This window comes from Curtobacterium sp. MCBA15_001 (assembly GCF_001864835.1).
In the GTDB taxonomy this organism is placed as follows: domain Bacteria; phylum Actinomycetota; class Actinomycetes; order Actinomycetales; family Microbacteriaceae; genus Curtobacterium.
The window spans coordinates 80,074-96,155 of sequence record NZ_MJGI01000026.1; the positions used below are offsets into that span (position 1 = coordinate 80,074).

Consider the following 16,082-nt stretch of genomic DNA (forward strand, 5'->3'; position numbering starts at 1 on the left):
GTCACGTGGTCGCGTCGCGTGGTCGCGTCGCACCCCGCTGCGGACATCGCACCCCGTCAGGGCGGGGTGCGATGTCCGTGTGGGGGTGCGGTGCACGCGCTGGCGTCAGTACGCGACGCCGAAGCGCTCCTGGTGGTGCGCCGGCTGCTCGATCTCGTCGACGATCGCGATGGCGTAGTCGGCGCCGGAGACGTCCGAGTTGCCCTCGGCGTCGGTGAGCATGACGTCGCCGCCGACGCGGTAGGTGCCGCGACGCTCGCCGGGGTTGTAGCCGCCGAAGGCCGCTGCCGGACTCACGTAGAACCAGTCGACGTCGGTGTCGCTCGCGCGGAGGGCGTCGAGGATCTGCGCGTGGCTCTTCGCCTCGGCCTTGAACGCGTCCGGGAAGTCCGGGGTGTCGAACAGGGCCGGGCCGCCGTCGGCGACGAGCAGGGAACCGGCACCACCGACGATGCCCAGGCGCGCGCCGGCAGCGGCAGCAGCGTCGACGAAGTGCTGGAAGCGGTCCTTGAGCTCGCTGCCGTCGGACTGCACGGCGTGCAGCGACACGATGACGACGTCGGCACCCTTCGTGACGTCGGCGACGAAGGCCGCGTCGAACGCGTCGCCCTGCGCCAGGGTCAGGCCCTCGGCGGGCTCGAGCTTCGAGGTGTCCCGGGCGACCGCGACGACCTGGTGGCCGCGGGTCAGCGCTTCGTGGGTGATGGCGGAGCCGGCGTACCCGGTGCCTCCGAAGACGACGATGGTGCTCATGCGTGTTCCTTCCGTCTGGTGCGGTCTGTCCCGACTCACTGTAGGGGTGTTACTCTCTTTCGGTAAGTAGGCACCTCGTGGTGCGTGCCTGCACGTCGTTTCCCGTCCTGTCCCGGAGGACCCATGAGTGCGCTCGAGTACAGCCCCTACGCCGCCGACTGTCCCTCGCGGCAGCTGCTCGACCGGATCGGTGACCGGTGGAGCGTGCTGACGATCGGGACCCTCGCCGACGGTCCCCAGCGGTACTCCGTCATCGCCGCGCGTGTCCAGGGTGTCTCGCAGAAGATGCTCACGCAGACGCTCCGGGCGCTGGAGCGGGACGGCCTCGTCACCCGCACGGTGTTCCCCGAGATCCCGCCGCACGTCGAGTACGAACTGACGGACGCCGGCCGGTCGCTCCGCACGGTGCTGCAGCCGCTCGAGGACTGGGCGACCACCCACATGGCCGACGTGGCAGTGGCCCGGACGGAGTACGACGCCGCACGCTGACCGGTCCCTGGAATCCCCGAGCCATGCCGGTGGTTGCGTGGAGACATGCGATCGATCGTCTACTCCCAGCCCGGTGACTCGTCCGTCCTCTCCCTCGTCGAGCGCGACCTGCCCGAGCCCGCCGCGGGCGAGGTCCGGGTGCGTGTCGTCGTCTCCGGCGTGAACCCGACCGACTGGAAGGCCCGCGCAGGCGGCACCTACGGCGACGGCCTGCCCTTCCCGGAGATCACCCCGAACCAGGACGGCGCCGGTGTCGTCGACGCCGTCGGACCCGGCGTGGACGAGGTCACCGTCGGGGACCGCGTGTGGCTGTTCATGGCTGCGGCGTCGCGCCCGACCGGGACCGCGCAGGAGTACACGGTGGTGCCGGCCTCGCGCGTGGTGCCGCTCCCCGACGGAGTCTCGTTCGACGTCGGCGCCTCGCTCGGGGTCCCGGCGATGACGGCACACCGTGCGCTCACCACGCACGAAGCAGGCCCGGCCCGCCTGGGTCCGGGGGCGCTCGACGGCATGACGGTCCTGGTCGCCGGCGGCGCGGGCGCGGTGGGGCACGCCGCGATCCAGCTCGCCCGCTGGGCCGGTGCGACGGTGGTCTCGACGATCAGCTCCGACGAGAAGGCAGCCCTCGCGACGGCCGCCGGCGCGCACCACACGGTGAACTACCGCACCGAGGACGCTGCCGCCCGGATCCGGTCGATCGCCCCGGACGGGGTCGACATCGTCGTCGAGGTGTCGATCCCGCAGAACGCCGACCTGGTCGCCGACGTCCTGGCGAACCACGGCGTCGTGTCGATCTACGCGAACAACGGCGGTGACGCGGCCTCGCTGCCGATCCGACCGAACATGAGCGTGAACGCGCGGTACCAGTTCCTGCTGCTCTACACGATCGGCGACGAGGCCCTGCAGGCAGCGGCGGAGGACGTGACCGAGGCGCTGCACGACGGGGTGCTGCCCGTGGGCGAGGACGCCGGGCTGCCCCTGACCCGGTTCACGCTGGCGGACACCGCGGCGGCGCACGACGCGGTCGAGCACGACGCGGTCGGCAAGGTGCTCATCGACGTGGCCACGGCGTAGGCGCTCCATCGGGGGCATCGCACCCCGCAGACGACATCGCACCCCGTTCCGACAGGGTGCGATGTCGTTGCGGGGGTGCGATCCGGCCCCGCACGCCCTCAGCGGCGGCGCGGGCGTCCGGTCATCCGGGCCCGCGCCGCCCGGAGCGCACGCTCGAGGTTGGCGGCCACGACGGTCGGGTCGTCGTAGTCGGCGTCCCCGACCGGTGCGTCCGCGTCGTCACGCCGGTCGAAGCCGCCGATCGGTGCCCGGCCGAAGGCGAAGGGTCCCGGGTGCACGCTCGTCACGATGCGGCCCCCCTGCCGCCGACCGCGGCGGCCGCGGACCGGACCGGGAACGCCATCGTGCAGGCGGCAGCGACGTACTGGGCCACGACGTCGACGTTCCGGACGTCGAGGTCCACGAACGCGTCCGGTGACGGGCAGTCGACCGTGAGCATGCCGAACGAGTACCCTTCGCCACGGATCACGACCGCGACGTAGGACCGGTACCGCGGGTCGAAGTCCGGGGCGTCGTCCGCGGCGTCGACGTCGGACTCGCGGTCGCCCACGACCCGCGGTGCCCCACCGGCGAGCACCCACTCGAGGTTGCGGTCGCCGTACGGGGTACCCGCGCGGAACGTGCCGGCGGTGTCGCCCGCGCCGCCGTGCCCGATCGGCTCGAGGGCGTCGAGCGTCGGCGACAGCAGGTAGACGTTCGCGCGGACGTCGGGCACGTGCGGCAGCAGGTAGAACGCCAGGGCTGCGGCGGCGCGGTCGGCGAACGCTCCGAGTTCGGACCGCCGAGTGGGGTGGTCGTGTGCAGCGAAGCGGGTGAGTCGGGTGGCGATCTGCCCGAAGCCGTACTGCACCGCGACCTCGTACGCCGCGAGTGCCGTGGCGCCGGCGTCCTCGGCGCGGGCTCGGGCCGCTGCGGAACGGCGTGCACGGACGACCTGCCACAGCACCACGGCGGCGAACACCGCCAGGGCGACGACGACCACGACGGCGCGCTCGACGGGCACCCCGACCAGGTTCGGCGCCTGGAACACGGCCGTGGGCAGCGCAGCCGCGACGACGGGCAGCACCACGTCGCCGTACCGTCGGCTGCCCGACCGCTCGTTCCCCTGCCCCATGTCCGCGACGCTAGCCGCGACCACCGACCAAGCCGAACCGAGCCTGCGGACCCGACCCGGGCCTCCAGTCCGACCATTGCCGGATCGCCGCGACGGGAGGACCATCGTCCAATGCGCATCAGCGACGATCCGCCCCACTCGCCCACGACCGCGCCCGAGCAGGGCGCGTCCGCCGCGCCCCAGACCGGCACGGTGCAGACCGTCGAGAAGACGCTGACGATCCTCGAGGTCGTCGCGGACCGCGGCGGCGCCACCGCCAAGGAGGTCGCGGAGGCCACCGGCTACCCGCTGCCGACGGCCTACCGGCTGCTCCACGCCCTGGTGCACGCGGACTACCTCGTGCACCATCGCGACCAGAAGCGCTTCGAGCTCGGGCACAAGCTGCGCTCGCTCGGCGCCCTCGCCGCGCCCTGACCCACACCACCGCACCGCTTGGTAGACATGGTGCATGAGCCAACCTGCCACGCCCGCTGCCGGTACCCGAGCGATCGTCCTCGGAGGTGGCGGAGTCGCCGGGATCGCCTGGGAGCTCGGGGTGCTCGCGGCGTTCGAGGAGGCCGGCGTGGACCTCGCGGCGGCCGACCTCGTCGTGGGGACCAGCGCGGGCAGCGTCGTCGGCACCTTCGTCCGGCACGGCGGCATCGGCGCCGCGTTCGCCCAGCAGAGCGCACCCGTCCCGACCACCTACGAGGAGCCCGCGCGCATCGACGCCGAGGCCGTGCAGCAGCAGATCGGGCAGGCGCTGGCCGGGGCGACCTCGGAGCAGGACGCCCGCGCGCGCCTGGGGCACCTCGCGCAGCAGGTCACCGCCGGGCAGACCGGTGAGCAACGCGTGGCGACCTTCTCCGAGACGCTGCCCTCGGCCGAATGGCCGGAGCGCCCGCTCGGGATCACCGCGATCGACGCCACCGACGGCACCTTCCGCGTCCTGACCGCTGCCGACGGCGTGCCGCTCCCCCGCGCCGTCGCGGCGAGCTGCTCGGTGCCCGTGGTCTGGTCCCCCGTCGACGTCGAGGGCCAGCCGTACATCGACGGCGGCATGCGCTCCGCCACGAACGCCGACGTCGCCGCCGGGTACGAGCGCGTGCTCGTCATCGCCTGCGGTCCGGAGGCCCCGTCGCCGCTCGGGCCGTGGCTGGACCAGTCCGTCGAGGCGCTCCGAGCAGGCGGGTCGAGCGTCGAGGTCGTCGTCGCGGACAGCGCGTCGACGCAGGCGTTCGGCACGAACTCGCTCGCCCTGTCGACGCAGCAGCCGTCGGCCGAGGCCGGTCACACCCAGGGCAGCGCGATCGCTCCACAGATCGCGGCCTTCTGGGCGTAGCGTCCCGGAGCCTCGCTAGCGTGGGGGCATGACGACGCCGTTCTCGGACCTCGACCAGTTCATCGCCCTCCCCCGCGTCGACGGGATCGCGCTCAGCCCGGACGGGCAGCGGGTCGCACTGACGGTCAGCACGCTGGACCCGGACGCCACCGCGTACCGCCGAGCGGTGTGGGCGGTACCTTCCGATGGCGACGGTGCGCCGGTCCGCCTCACCCGCAGCGCCAAGGGCGAGTCCGGCACCGCCTTCACCCGGAACGGCGACCTGCTCTTCGTCTCCGGCCGTCCAGACGCCGACGGCGGCACGGACGACACCACGCAGCTCTGGTTGCTGCCGTCGGGCGGCGGCGACGCGCGCCCGGTGACGCGCCTGACAGGAGGCGCGGGTGGCGTCCTCGCGACGGCCAGCGCCGCCGACGTGGTCGCGATCACCGCCGACCTGCTGCCCACCGCGGCCGCCGGTGAGCGCGTGGGCGTCGCGACGCGGGACGCAGCGCTCCGGAAGCGGCGCGACGACGCGAAGGTGCACGCGATCCTGCACGAGACCTACCCGGTGCGGTACTGGGACCACGACCTCGGACCGGACGAACCGCACGTGCTCGCGCTCGACCTCGGCGACCTGACCGAGCCGATCGCGTCCGAACCGGCCACCGGGGTCACGACCGACGCGAGCGCGGCGCGGCCCGCCGACACACCGGCCCCGTACCCGGCACACCTGCCGGAACCCCTCGACGTGACTCCGGGGCCCGGTCGCACGCTCGACCACGTGTCGGGGGCGCTCACCCCGGACGGCCGGACCCTCGTCGCCGCGGTCGGGGTGCCGACGACCCGGGGGCAGCGGAGTGCGCTCGTGTCGATCGACGTCGACACCGCGGACCGTACGGTGCTGTTCGACGAGCCAGACGTCGACCACGAGCTCCCCGCGCTCTCGCACGACGGCACGACGATCGCCTGGGTCCGCACGGTCCGGTCGACCCCGGCCGGGGCGAACCCGCAAGAGGTCTGGGTGGCCGCACTCGACGGCTCGGACGCCCGCCGGGTCGCGTCCGACTGGGACCGCTGGCCGACCGAGCTCGTCTTCGCGCCCGACGACACCGCCCTGCTGGCCGTCGCCGACCAGGACGGCCGCGCGCCGGTGTTCCGCATCCCGCTCGACGGCGGCGCCGTCGAGCAGCTCACCCACGACGACTGGGCGTACTCGAGCCTGCACGTGTCGGCCGCGAGCGGTGTCGTGGTCGCACTCCGGGCCTCCTGGGCGGCGCCGCTGCACCCGGTGCGGATCGACGCCGACGGCACGGTGACCGCCCTGCCGACCCCCGCGCCGCTGCCCGCGGTCCCCGGCCGCCTCGAAGAAGTGGAGACGACCGCCGCGGACGGCGCCCGCGTGCGGGGCTGGCTCGTCCTGCCCGAGGGCGACGGGCCGCACCCGTTGCTGCTGTGGATCCACGGCGGACCCCTGAACTCGTGGAACCAGTGGTCGTGGCGATGGACGCCGATGCTCGCCGCGGCCCAGGGCTACGCGGTGCTCCTGCCCGACCCGGCACTGTCGACCGGGTACGGGCTCGACTTCGTCAACCGCGGGTGGAACGCCTGGGGCCAGGCGCCGTACACCGACCTGATGGCGATCACCGACGCCGTGGTCGCCCGTCCCGACATCGACGAGACCCGCACCGCGGCGATGGGCGGGTCGTTCGGCGGGTACATGGCGAACTGGGTCGCCGGGCACACCGACCGCTTCCGGGCGGTCGTCACGCACGCCAGCCTGTGGGCGCTCGAGCAGTTCGCCGGGACGACCGACGCCTCGGACTACTGGCAGTCGATCTTCGACGCCGACGGGATGCGCGAGAACGACCCGCACCGCTTCGTCAGCGACATCGTGTCACCGATGCTCGTCATCCACGGCGACCGCGACTACCGAGTGCCGATCGGCGAGGGGCTGCGGCTGTGGTCGGAGCTCGCGGAGCACCACGCCGGGCCGGACGGGTCGATGCCGCACCGGTTCCTGTACTTCCCGGACGAGAACCACTGGGTGCTGCAGCCCCAGCACGCGATCGTCTGGTACCGGACGGTGTTCGCGTTCCTCGCGCAGCACGTGCTCGGGCAGGAGTGGGAGCGGCCGGAGCTGCTCGGGTAGCGGGCTTCCTGCCGTGGATGTGCTGCCTGGCCCGCTGCCTGTCTCGTTCAGGGGTGGGGCGTGCGGCGACCCGAAACGCCGCACGCCCGGTCTGTGGGCGCGTCAGGTCAGACGGCTGTGCCGTCAGACGAACGCGGCCTGGCCGGTGATGGCCCGCCCGACGATGAGCGTGTTCACCTCGCGCGTGCCCTCGTACGAGTAGATCGCCTCGGCGTCTGCGAAGAACCGCGCGACGCCCTGCTGCAGCACGATGCCGTTGCCGCCCTGGACCTCGCGGCACCAGGCCACGGTCTCGCGCATCTTCGCCGTGGCGAACGCCTTGGCCAGCGCCGAGTGCTCGTCCCCGCCGGTGCCCGCGTCCTGCATCGCCGAGGCCTGGGTGCACAGCGCGATCGAGGCAGTGATGTTCGCCAGCGACTTCACGAGCAGGTCCTGCACGAGCTGGTGCGCGGCGATCGGCTTGCCGAACTGGATCCGGGTCTTGGCGTAGGCCAGCGCTGCCTCGTAGGCCCCCACCGCGATGCCGACGGCCTGCCAGGCGACCTCGGTCCGGGTCAGGCGGAGCACCTCGGCCGTCGCGCGGAACGACGTCGCGCGCTGCAGTCGGCGCGACTCGGGCACCCGGACGCCCTGCATGACGATGTCGGCGTTCTGCACGCCGCGCAGCGCGATCTTGTCCTCGATCTTGGTCGCGGTGAACCCCGCGGTGTCGGTGGTGACGAGGAAGCCCTTCACCTGGTCGTCGGCGACGTCCTTCGCCCAGATGACGACGACGTCGGCGAACGTGGCGTTGCCGATCCAGCGCTTCTCGCCGTCGAGCACCCACTCGTCGCCCTCGCGCCGCGCGGTCGTGCGGAGCCCCTTCGCCGAGTCGCTGCCGGAGTACGGCTCGGTCAGCCCGAACGCCCCGATCAGCTCGCCAGCGGCCATGCGCGGCAGCCACTCCTGCTGCTGCTCGTCACTGCCGGCGACCGCGATGGAGTTCATCGCCAGGCCGGACTGCACGCCGATGAACGTCGCGACGCTGGCGTCGACACGCCCGAGCTCGAGCGCCGCCCACCCGCGGTACACGGCCGAGTTCTCGAACTGGCGGACCAGCGGCACGCCCGGGCCGTACATGCCGAGCTCGGCGAGCGGCTTGACGACCTGCATCGGGAACTCCGCGCGCGCCCAGTACTCGTCCGCGATCGGGGCGACCTCGCGCTCCAGGTACTCGCGCACCCGGCCGATCGACTCGCGCTCCTGGTCGCTCAGCTGCTCGGCGAACCCGTAGAAGTCCGACTCGAGCAAGGTGGGCAGGGCGGTGGTCGTTGACATGGGAACAACGATGCATCATTCTCGGAAACGTTGCAAGGGAGATCTGTGTACACGTCGGAACCCGCGCTGCGCGCCTTCCGGGAGGCCCGCCACACCTTCATCGCCGGCTCACGGATCGACATGGGTGCGTTGGCCGCCGCGCTCGGCGTCGACCGGACGTCGCTGTTCCGGTGGGTGGGCAACCGCGACCAGTTGCTGTCCGAGGTGCTGTGGTCGTTGGCCGTCCCCACGCTCGACGGCGCCCGCCGCGCTGCTCGGGGAACGGGGGCCGCGCGGATCGTCGACGTGCTCGACCGCTTCACCGCCGACCTGATCCAGGCGTCGTACTTCCGCGGGTTCCTGACCCGTGAGCCCGCTCGCGCGCTGCGGCTGCTCACGACGACCGACAGCGATGTGCAGAGCCGGTTCGTGCACGCGGTGACGTCGCTCATCGACGCCGAGCGGGCCGCTGGTACGTTCGACCCCGCGCCGCTGTCCGCCGACGAACTCGCGCGGCTGCTCGTGCGCATCTCGGAGTCGTTCACCTACGCCGACCTGATCTCCGGCGAGACCCCGGACCCCGCCCGGGCCCGCGCCACGTTCGAGTACGTCCTCCGGCCGACGGCGCCCGTGCCCGTGTCCGTTCCAGCCCCCGCTCCTTCCCCGATCGGAGATCGATGACCATCGACGAGTACCCCTTCCACCGCAGCTACCCCACGCGGTGGAACGACAACGACATGTTCGGGCACGTCAACAACACGATCTACTACAGCGCGATGGACAACGCCGCGACGTACTGGTTCCGCTCGCAGGCAGGGCTCGACCCGTTCTCGTCGGAGTGGATCGCCGTGCTCGTGTCGTCGAGCTGCCACTTCGTCGAGTCGGCGGTCTGGCCCGACGTCATCGAGGTCGGGATGCGCTCGAAGCACCTGGGCCGCACGAGCCTGTCGTGGGAGTTCGGCCTGTTCCGGCAGTCCGACGGTGCACTGCTGGCCACGGGCGAGTTCGTGCACGTCGTCATCGACCGTGAGGGTGCCCGCCGCCCCGTCCCGCTGCCGGACGCGCTCCGCGAGCTCGTCACCGCGACGATGACGGTCCCCGTCGACGCCTGACGCAGCCGTTCGCACCCCGCAACGAACATCGCACCCCGTTGTACCGGGGTGCGATGTTGGTGTCGGGGTGCGAAGCGCGCCGGGTCAGCTGCTCAGCGCGGCGAACTCCAGGTTGATGTCGTCGGGGTCCTGCACGGACAGGATCGTCATGCCGGCCTGGCCGAGCTCCGTGACCTCGCCGTGCTCGATCCCGGCAGCGTCGAGTCGGGTCGCCGCCTGGTGCAGCTCGTCGACGCTGCCGACGGCGAAGCTCACGTGGTCGAGCCCGACGGTGTCCGGGTCGAAGCGCTGACCCGCCGGCGCCACGGGACGCAGGCCGAACACCTGGTCGCCGAGCTGGAACACGCAGCCGCCGTAGAAGCGCTCGCGGTCCTCGCGGATGCCGGGCTCGTCGACCTGGTCGCTGAAGTCGATCACGGGATCGGCGCCGAGCAGCTGCTGGTAGAACGCCTTGCTCCGGGCGATGTCGGTCACGGTGACGCGCACGTGGGCGAGGGCGGTGGGACGGGCGATCGGTTCACTCATGCCACCGACCCAACGCCCGCCGGCTCCGAGCGTCCCGACCCGACGCGGAGACCGGACACCGGACATCGGCGATGTGGTGCCGATGGCGTCCGCACAACCGGAAGCACCTCGCACCGCGGACTTCCGCGATGCGAGGTGCCTTCCGTTGTGCGGACGCGGACCGAACAACCAGCCCGCCCCCACGCCCGCGCCCTAGATCAGGTCATCGGTCAGGTGGTTCGGCGTGCCGAAGCGGTGCGCGGTGATCGACAGCGCCTGCTCGCGGAGGAACGGCAGCAGCTCGATGCGCCCGGCCTCGGTCACCGGCTCGGCGTACACGGCGACGTCCGGCCGACCACCCACGGCCGCGTACAGCGCCGAAGCGACGGCAGCAGTCCCGACACCCGCGGCACCGATCAGCCGCACGCGGGTCGACGGACCACCGGCCACGCGGGCCCCGAACGCGGCGTCGGACTCGGACGCGGTGACGGACCGCACGTTCGGTAGCGCAGCGATCGCGGGCGGGACGAACCCGGCCGAGGACACGTCGATCGTGGTCCCCGTGCGGAGTGCTGCAGCGACGACGCGGACGAGCGACTCGACGTCGTCCGGCAGCGCGGAGGCCAGCCGCACGTGCACCCCCGGGTACGGCAGGTACCGCATGATGTTCCGCTCGGCGCTCAACGCCGACACGTCCTGCGCGACGCCGAACTCGGACGTCCACGCGAGCTCGTCGGACGCCAGCGCCCGCGAGAGCGACGGCGAGGAGACCCCGGCGGCACGGACGAACGACGACACGGCTGCCGACACCGGAGCACCGGACACAGCGGGAGCAGGCGTCCACGACGACAGCCCGACCAGGTAGTTCACGCCGCCGGCCTTCGTGCCCGCGCCGACCGCCGACTTCTTCCAGCCACCGAACGGCTGCCGACGCACGATCGCGCCGGTGATGCCGCGGTTGACGTAGAGGTTGCCGGCCTCGATGCGCGACAGCCACGTGCCGATCTCGGCGGGGTCGAGCGAGTGCAGCCCCGAGGTCAGGCCGTAGTCGACCTCGTTGACGATGTCGATCGCCTCGTCGAGCGTCGCCGCGCGCATGACCCCGAGCACCGGGCCGAAGTACTCCGTCCGGTGGAAGGCCGACCCGCGCTGCACACCACCGCGGACACCCGGGCTCCACAGCCGTCCGGTGTCGTCCAGCCGGCGGGGCTCGACGGCCCAGCGCTGACCGGGCTCGAGCTTCGTCAGCCCGTCCAGGAGCTTCCCGGACGCGGGTGCGACGACCGGACCCATCTGCGACGTCGGGTCGGACGGGTACCCGACGGTCAACGAGGACACGGCGTCGATCAGCTGGTTGTGGAAGCGCTTCGAGCGGGCGACCGACCCGACGAGCACGACGAGCGACGCAGCCGAGCACTTCTGCCCCGCGTGGCCGAACGCCGACGCGACGACGTCCTTCACGGCGAGGTCGAGGTCGGCCGAGGGCGTGACGATGATGGCGTTCTTGCCCGAGGTCTCGGCGAGCAGCGGCAGGTCGGTACGGAAGGACCGGAACAGCGACGCGGTCTCGTACGCGCCGGTCAGGACGGCCCGGTCGACCATGGGCGACGCCACGAGCTCGGAGCCCAGCGAGGACTCCGAGACGTCCGCGAACGCCAGCACGTCCGCCGGGGCCCCCATCGCGTCGAACGCGGTCGACATCACGGACGCCAGCACCGCGCCACAGCGGGCAGCCGGCGGGGCGGGCTTCAGCACGACCGCGGATCCGGCGGCGAGCGCTGCCAGGGTCGACCCGGCGGGGATCGCGACGGGGAAGTTCCACGGCGGTGCGACGAGGGTCAGCGCAGCGGGCACGGCGGTGGCGCCGTCGACCTGGTCGAGCGCCGCGGCGAGGTCGCCGTAGAAGTGCGCGAAGTCGACCGCCTCGGACACCTCGGGGTCCGCCTGGTCGATCGTCTTGCCGGTCTCGGACGCCATGACCTCGACCAGCGCCGCACGGTTCGCCTCGAGGGCGTCGCCGACGGCGTGCAGGACCGCGCCGCGTGCGGCACCGGACCATGTCCCCCACTCGGTCCCGGCGGCCTTGACGCGACCCAGCAGGGTGTCGAGCGCCGTGGCGGAGGTGACCCGGGCCTCCCGGACGGCGGCGGTGCCCAGCGTCGACGACGCGACCCGGGCGGTGATGGCCGCGCCCCAGGCGCGGGTGGCGGCGACCGACGGGTCGCTGTCCGGCGTGTTCTCGAAGTGGCCGGGAGTCGGGCGACCGACGGCTGCGTAGCGGTCGGCGACGCGGTGCGACTCCGGGACGGCGAGCCCGTCCGGGCGCGACAGCGGCTCCAGGGACGCGCGGAACCGCGACTCCTCACGCGCGAACAGCGACGGCGACGAGTGCAGCGAGAACACCGCGGACATGAAGTTGTCCTGCGAGGCGCCCTCCTCCAGTCGGCGGATGAGGTAGGCGATCGCGACGTCGAACTCCCCCGGGTGGACGACGGGCGTGTAGAGCAGCAGCGACCCGACCGTCTTGCGGACCGCGGCGGCCTGGCCCTGCGCCATGCCGAGCAGCATCTCGAACTCGATGCCTTCTCGCACCCCGCGCTCTCCGGCGAGCAGCCAGGCGTGCGCGACGTCGAACAGGTTGTGCCCGGCGACGCCGACACGGACGTTCGCCACGCGCGAGGGCGTGAGCGCCCAGTCGAGCACCCGCTTGTAGTTCGTGTCCGAGTCCTGCTTGGTGTGCCAGGTGGCGAGCGGCCAGCCGTGCACCGAGGCCTCCACCTGCTCCATCGGCAGGTTCGCGCCCTTGACCAGGCGCACCTTGATGTCGGCGCCGCCGCGGGCACGCCGCGCTGCGGACCACTCCTGCAGGTGCTGCATGGCGGACAGGGCGTCGGGCAGGTACGCCTGCAGGACGATGCCGGCTTCGAGCCCGAGGAACGCCGGCTCGTCGAGGAGCTTCGTGAAGACCGCGATCGTCAGGTCGAGGTCCTTGAACTCCTCCATGTCGAGGTTGATGAACTTCGCCGGCGACGAGGCAGCAGCCCGCGCGAACAGCGGGCGGAGCTTGTCGACGATGTCGTCGACGGCGTGGTCGAACGCCCACGGTGAGTGCGGGTGCACCGTCGACGAGACCTTGATCGACACGTAGTCGACGTCGTCGCGGGCGAGCAGCGCATGGGTGCCCTCGAGCCGACGGGCCGCCTCGCGCTCCCCCAGCACGGCTTCGCCGAGCAGGTTCACGTTGAGCCGGATGCCGTCCTGCTTGATCTTCGCGATGGCCGGTCCGAGCTTGGCGTCGGTCGCGTCGACGATGAGGTGGCCGACCATGTTCCGCAGCACGCGTCGGGCGATCGGCACGACGACCCCCGGGAGGCCCGGTGCCAGTCCGCCACCCAGGCGCACCAGGCCGCGCAGTGCGCTGGGCAGGAACCCGGGCGCGTCCGGCGCGATGGCGCGGAGCTTGCGCGCGGCGACGCCGAGGTCCTCGGGGCGGACGACGCCGTCGACGAACCCGACGGCGAACGCCAGGCCCTTCGGGTCGGCGAGCACGCCCGCGAGCTGCTTGGCCGAGCCGTCGACCGGGTACGTCTCGGCTTCGGCGAGCCACTGGCGCACGAGCGCGACCGACGCGTCGGCCAGGTCGTCGTGGGCTCCGGCGGGAGCGGTCGTGGCGGGTGCTTCGTTGCGCGGCTGGACGTCGGTCATGGGATCAGTGTGTCGCCCACCGTTCCGGTAGCGGAAGCAACTTGTTGTGACGGTTTCCGTTCAGTTCCTCTACGCTTTCGTCATGCTCGACGTCCGGCGCCTGGTCCTGCTCCGCGAGCTCTCGATCCGGGGCACCGTGGCTGCCGTCGCCGAGGCCCTCAACCTCACCCCGTCGGCGGTGTCGCAACAGCTCGGGGTGCTCGAGCGCGAGGCCGGTGTGCAGCTGCTCCGCAAGGCCGGCCGGCGTCTGCAGCTGACCCCGCAGGCCGAGGTCCTGGTGGCAGCGGCGGGCGACGTGCTCGACACACTCGAACGGGCACAGGCATCGGTCGAGTCGACCCTCACCAGCGTGCAGGGGCGCATCCGGGTCGCAGTGTTCCAGTCGGCGGCGCTCGCCCTGATGCCGAGCGCGCTCCGCACGATGGCCGTGGACCACCCCGACGTGCGCGTCGAGATGGTGCAGCGCGAACCGGAGACCGCCCTCAACGAGACGTGGGCGCGCGACTTCGACATGGTGGTCGCCGAGCGGTACCCGGCGCACGCGGCCCCGCGCTTCCCCGGGCTCGACGCCCGCGACCTGACCACCGACCCGGTGCGACTCGCGCTGCCGCCCGAGGACACGGCACTCTGGCCGGTCACGTCCCTCGACGAGGCCGCCTCGCTGCCCTGGGTGATGGAGCCGCGTGGCGCTGCGTCCCGGCACTTCGCCGAGCAGACCTGCCGCCGCGCGGGCTTCGAGCCCGACGTCCGGTACGAGACCGCCGACCTGCAGGCGCAGATCCGCTTGATCGAGTCCGGGAACGCCGTCGCGCTCATGCCCGACCTGGTGTGGGCCGGACGATCGACGCGCTGCCGTCTGCTCGAACTGCCCGACCCGGCCCGGCGCACGATCTTCACGGCGCAGCGGCTCGCCACCGCAGAGTCGCCCGCGGTGTCGGCGTTCCGCACGGCCCTGGAACGCGCGGCGGCCGCTCCGCGATCCTGAGCGCCCCATGTCGGGAAACGCCTGATCATGACGGGGATTCCGCGACGTCTTCCGTTGCCGGATCGTGATCGGACGGAGCCGTTCCTGAGCTCCCACTCACCATACGCTCCATCGTGAGCGGTCATCACGGACCGTGCACCACACACGTTCCTCTGGGGGGAAACGATGACCACACACTCCACGTCGGGGGTCCGCAGGTACGCGGCCGTCGGCACCGTCGCCGCGATGCTGGTGGGTTCTGCCGCGATCGGGATCACCGCCACGACGGCCCAGGCAGCCGAGCCGACGGCCACGCAGGACGCGGCAGAGGTGCTGGCGACAGCGACACCGACGGCCGGTGCGACGGCGACGGCGACACCGACGGCCAGTGCGAGCGCGACCGCCACGCCCGACGCCACGTCTGACTCCACGCCTGGCGCGGCGACGGACGACGCCGAGGTCGGGGTCGACGCCGCACCGGCACCGACAGGAGCAGCCGCACCGGCACCGGCACCGGCACCAGCAGCGGAGCCACCAGCGGCCGCTCCGAACGAGGACGTGGCGTTCGCTGCGGAGACGTCGAACACGGCGCCGCGACTGGTCCAGGTCACTGCCGGCGCCGCCCTCGACGAGTCCGTCCGCGTCGTCCGGGGCAGCGGCACCGTCACCTACACCATCGGGTACGTGGACCCCTCCAAGGCGGAGTACGGCGCCCCCGAGGACTACCTGCCGGCCGGTGCCGCCTTCGACGGGACCACGGGGACGCTGACCGGCACGGTGACGACCACGGGTGTGTGGGAGTTCACCGTGATCGCGAGCAACGGCACGTCGAGCGCCACCGAGTTCGTCCAGGTCGAGGTGCTCGCTGGCGCACCCGCCGGCATCACGGCCTGGGTCTCCGAGCGCGCCGTCAACGGGAGCCAGGCCGACGGGCGACCCTTCACCCAGTGGCTCATCGAGCGCGATGGCCGGGTCACGACCATCACACCCTCCGCGGTACCCGACACCGATCCGGTCATCACCTACGGTGGCCGGCCGACGGTGTCGCAGGGCGCGTCGCTCGCCGTGTCCGGGAACCAGGTCGACGCGTACGGCAACCCCGCCACGCAGTACGACGCAGCGGGCAACGCCCCCGAGCAGTCGGTGACGAGCGACAACCCGACGGACGTGCTCCGTCCCGAGCCGGACTCGGCCGCGACGGCGGTCACCTTCCCCAACGCATCGACGCACGTCCTCACGGTGACCATCGCGGACCAGTCGGTCTCGTTCCCGGTCACGGTCGTCCCGCGGGTCGCCGCGACGACCGGCACGCCGACCACCACGCGGGGCGAACTCGCCTTCACCGGCTCGGACACGACCGACGCCCTGCCGTGGGGCATTGCGATGCTGGCCGCCGGCGCTGGTCTGATCGGGCTCCGGACGTTCCGTCGCCGCACCCAGCGGTAGCCGGCGGCCCAGCAGTGCCACGCCTGTCCCCGACACCGGGGCCCGCGTGGCACTGCCGCCTGGGCCCGGTACTGCCGGGCGGTGCCGGCACTGCCGAGCCGCCGCCCTGCCGGTCTGATCGGCTTCCGCGCAGCGCGTCGCCGCACCCAGCGCTGATCCCTCCGGTCCGTCGG

General features: G+C 72.6%; 15 protein-coding genes. 9 read left to right on the forward strand and 6 right to left on the reverse strand.

The genetic code is table 11. The features are described from left to right. Nucleotides 1-105: 105 nt before the first annotated feature. Nucleotides 106-753 (reverse strand): NAD(P)-dependent oxidoreductase, encoded by a 648-nt coding sequence (locus BIU90_RS15550; RefSeq protein ID WP_071301137.1) that lies wholly within the window; start codon nt 751-753, stop codon nt 106-108. Nucleotides 754-876: 123 nt separating this feature from the next. On the opposite strand from BIU90_RS15550, the gene BIU90_RS15555 reads away from it, so the two are divergent. Both BIU90_RS15555 and BIU90_RS15560 read left to right on the forward strand, forming a co-directional pair. Continuing rightward, complete coding sequence (locus tag BIU90_RS15555) at nt 877-1,242, forward strand: helix-turn-helix domain-containing protein (RefSeq protein ID WP_071301138.1); 366 nt, start codon at nt 877-879, stop codon at nt 1,240-1,242. 45 nt (nt 1,243-1,287) lie between these two features. Then, entirely contained in the window at nt 1,288-2,316 is a 1,029-nt protein-coding gene (locus BIU90_RS15560) for an NADPH:quinone reductase (protein WP_071301139.1), read from the forward strand. 98 nt (nt 2,317-2,414) lie between these two features. Here BIU90_RS15560 and BIU90_RS15565 read toward each other — a convergent pair whose 3' ends face one another. Next, entirely contained in the window at nt 2,415-2,594 is a 180-nt protein-coding gene (locus BIU90_RS15565; protein WP_139195309.1) for a hypothetical protein, read from the reverse strand. Nucleotides 2,595-2,599: 5 nt separating this feature from the next. Then, on the reverse strand, nt 2,600-3,430 hold the full coding sequence (locus tag BIU90_RS15570) for a GAF domain-containing protein (protein ID WP_071301141.1): 831 nt from the start codon (nt 3,428-3,430) through the stop codon (nt 2,600-2,602). A gap of 111 nt (nt 3,431-3,541) precedes the next feature. Between BIU90_RS15570 and BIU90_RS15575 the strand changes: the two genes are divergently transcribed. The 3 genes from BIU90_RS15575 to BIU90_RS15585 are packed head-to-tail and all read left to right on the forward strand — an operon-like array spanning nt 3,542 to nt 6,882. Beyond that, nucleotides 3,542-3,844 (forward strand): helix-turn-helix domain-containing protein, encoded by a 303-nt coding sequence (locus tag BIU90_RS15575; RefSeq protein WP_071301142.1) that lies wholly within the window; start codon nt 3,542-3,544, stop codon nt 3,842-3,844. Between the two features lie 34 nt (nt 3,845-3,878). Beyond that, on the forward strand, nt 3,879-4,751 hold the full coding sequence (locus BIU90_RS15580) for a patatin-like phospholipase family protein (protein ID WP_071301143.1): 873 nt from the start codon (nt 3,879-3,881) through the stop codon (nt 4,749-4,751). Between the two features lie 28 nt (nt 4,752-4,779). Further along, nucleotides 4,780-6,882 (forward strand): alpha/beta fold hydrolase, encoded by a 2,103-nt coding sequence (locus BIU90_RS15585; protein ID WP_071301144.1) that lies wholly within the window; start codon nt 4,780-4,782, stop codon nt 6,880-6,882. A 123-nt stretch (nt 6,883-7,005) separates the two neighbouring features. On the opposite strand, the gene BIU90_RS15590 is transcribed toward BIU90_RS15585, so the two are convergent. Continuing rightward, entirely contained in the window at nt 7,006-8,199 is a 1,194-nt protein-coding gene (locus tag BIU90_RS15590) for an acyl-CoA dehydrogenase family protein (protein WP_071301145.1), read from the reverse strand. 45 nt (nt 8,200-8,244) lie between these two features. On the opposite strand from BIU90_RS15590, the gene BIU90_RS15595 reads away from it, so the two are divergent. Both BIU90_RS15595 and BIU90_RS15600 read left to right on the forward strand, forming a co-directional pair. Further along, the gene (locus BIU90_RS15595; RefSeq protein WP_071301146.1) at nt 8,245-8,859 is read left to right on the forward strand and encodes a QsdR family transcriptional regulator; all 615 of its coding nucleotides are present in this window, start codon (nt 8,245-8,247) and stop codon (nt 8,857-8,859) included. After that, nucleotides 8,856-9,290: a thioesterase family protein gene (locus BIU90_RS15600; RefSeq protein WP_071301147.1), complete on the forward strand. Its 435-nt coding sequence runs from the start codon at nt 8,856-8,858 to the stop codon at nt 9,288-9,290. The genes BIU90_RS15595 and BIU90_RS15600 overlap by 4 nt, the downstream gene beginning before the upstream one ends. A gap of 84 nt (nt 9,291-9,374) precedes the next feature. On the opposite strand, the gene BIU90_RS15605 is transcribed toward BIU90_RS15600, so the two are convergent. Then, a complete protein-coding gene (locus BIU90_RS15605; protein ID WP_071301212.1) occupies nt 9,375-9,815 on the reverse strand; it encodes a VOC family protein in 441 nt (146 codons plus the stop codon). Nucleotides 9,816-10,007: 192 nt separating this feature from the next. Further along, the gene (locus BIU90_RS15610) at nt 10,008-13,499 is read right to left on the reverse strand and encodes a bifunctional proline dehydrogenase/L-glutamate gamma-semialdehyde dehydrogenase (RefSeq protein ID WP_071301148.1); all 3,492 of its coding nucleotides are present in this window, start codon (nt 13,497-13,499) and stop codon (nt 10,008-10,010) included. A gap of 82 nt (nt 13,500-13,581) precedes the next feature. Between BIU90_RS15610 and BIU90_RS15615 the strand changes: the two genes are divergently transcribed. Continuing rightward, complete coding sequence (locus BIU90_RS15615; RefSeq protein ID WP_071301149.1) at nt 13,582-14,484, forward strand: LysR family transcriptional regulator; 903 nt, start codon at nt 13,582-13,584, stop codon at nt 14,482-14,484. 165 nt (nt 14,485-14,649) lie between these two features. Next, on the forward strand, nt 14,650-15,909 hold the full coding sequence (locus BIU90_RS15620; protein WP_071301150.1) for a putative Ig domain-containing protein: 1,260 nt from the start codon (nt 14,650-14,652) through the stop codon (nt 15,907-15,909). Nucleotides 15,910-16,082: the final 173 nt, after the last annotated feature.

What these genes read in the sequence shown, in the direction of transcription:
- BIU90_RS15570 (WP_071301141.1), bottom strand. Translation starts at nt 3,430, where the DNA reads ATGGGGCAGGGGAACGAGCGGTCGGGCAGCCGACGGTACGGCGACGTG.
- BIU90_RS15600 (WP_071301147.1), top strand. Translation starts at nt 8,856, where the DNA reads ATGACCATCGACGAGTACCCCTTCCACCGCAGCTACCCCACGCGGTGG.
- BIU90_RS15585 (WP_071301144.1), top strand. Translation starts at nt 4,780, where the DNA reads ATGACGACGCCGTTCTCGGACCTCGACCAGTTCATCGCCCTCCCCCGC.
- BIU90_RS15550 (WP_071301137.1), bottom strand. Translation starts at nt 753, where the DNA reads ATGAGCACCATCGTCGTCTTCGGAGGCACCGGGTACGCCGGCTCCGCC.
- BIU90_RS15560 (WP_071301139.1), top strand. Translation starts at nt 1,288, where the DNA reads ATGCGATCGATCGTCTACTCCCAGCCCGGTGACTCGTCCGTCCTCTCC.
- BIU90_RS15605 (WP_071301212.1), bottom strand. Translation starts at nt 9,815, where the DNA reads ATGAGTGAACCGATCGCCCGTCCCACCGCCCTCGCCCACGTGCGCGTC.
- BIU90_RS15580 (WP_071301143.1), top strand. Translation starts at nt 3,879, where the DNA reads ATGAGCCAACCTGCCACGCCCGCTGCCGGTACCCGAGCGATCGTCCTC.
- BIU90_RS15620 (WP_071301150.1), top strand. Translation starts at nt 14,650, where the DNA reads ATGACCACACACTCCACGTCGGGGGTCCGCAGGTACGCGGCCGTCGGC.
- BIU90_RS15610 (WP_071301148.1), bottom strand. Translation starts at nt 13,499, where the DNA reads ATGACCGACGTCCAGCCGCGCAACGAAGCACCCGCCACGACCGCTCCC.
- BIU90_RS15575 (WP_071301142.1), top strand. Translation starts at nt 3,542, where the DNA reads ATGCGCATCAGCGACGATCCGCCCCACTCGCCCACGACCGCGCCCGAG.
- BIU90_RS15590 (WP_071301145.1), bottom strand. Translation starts at nt 8,199, where the DNA reads ATGTCAACGACCACCGCCCTGCCCACCTTGCTCGAGTCGGACTTCTAC.
- BIU90_RS15615 (WP_071301149.1), top strand. Translation starts at nt 13,582, where the DNA reads ATGCTCGACGTCCGGCGCCTGGTCCTGCTCCGCGAGCTCTCGATCCGG.
- BIU90_RS15555 (WP_071301138.1), top strand. Translation starts at nt 877, where the DNA reads ATGAGTGCGCTCGAGTACAGCCCCTACGCCGCCGACTGTCCCTCGCGG.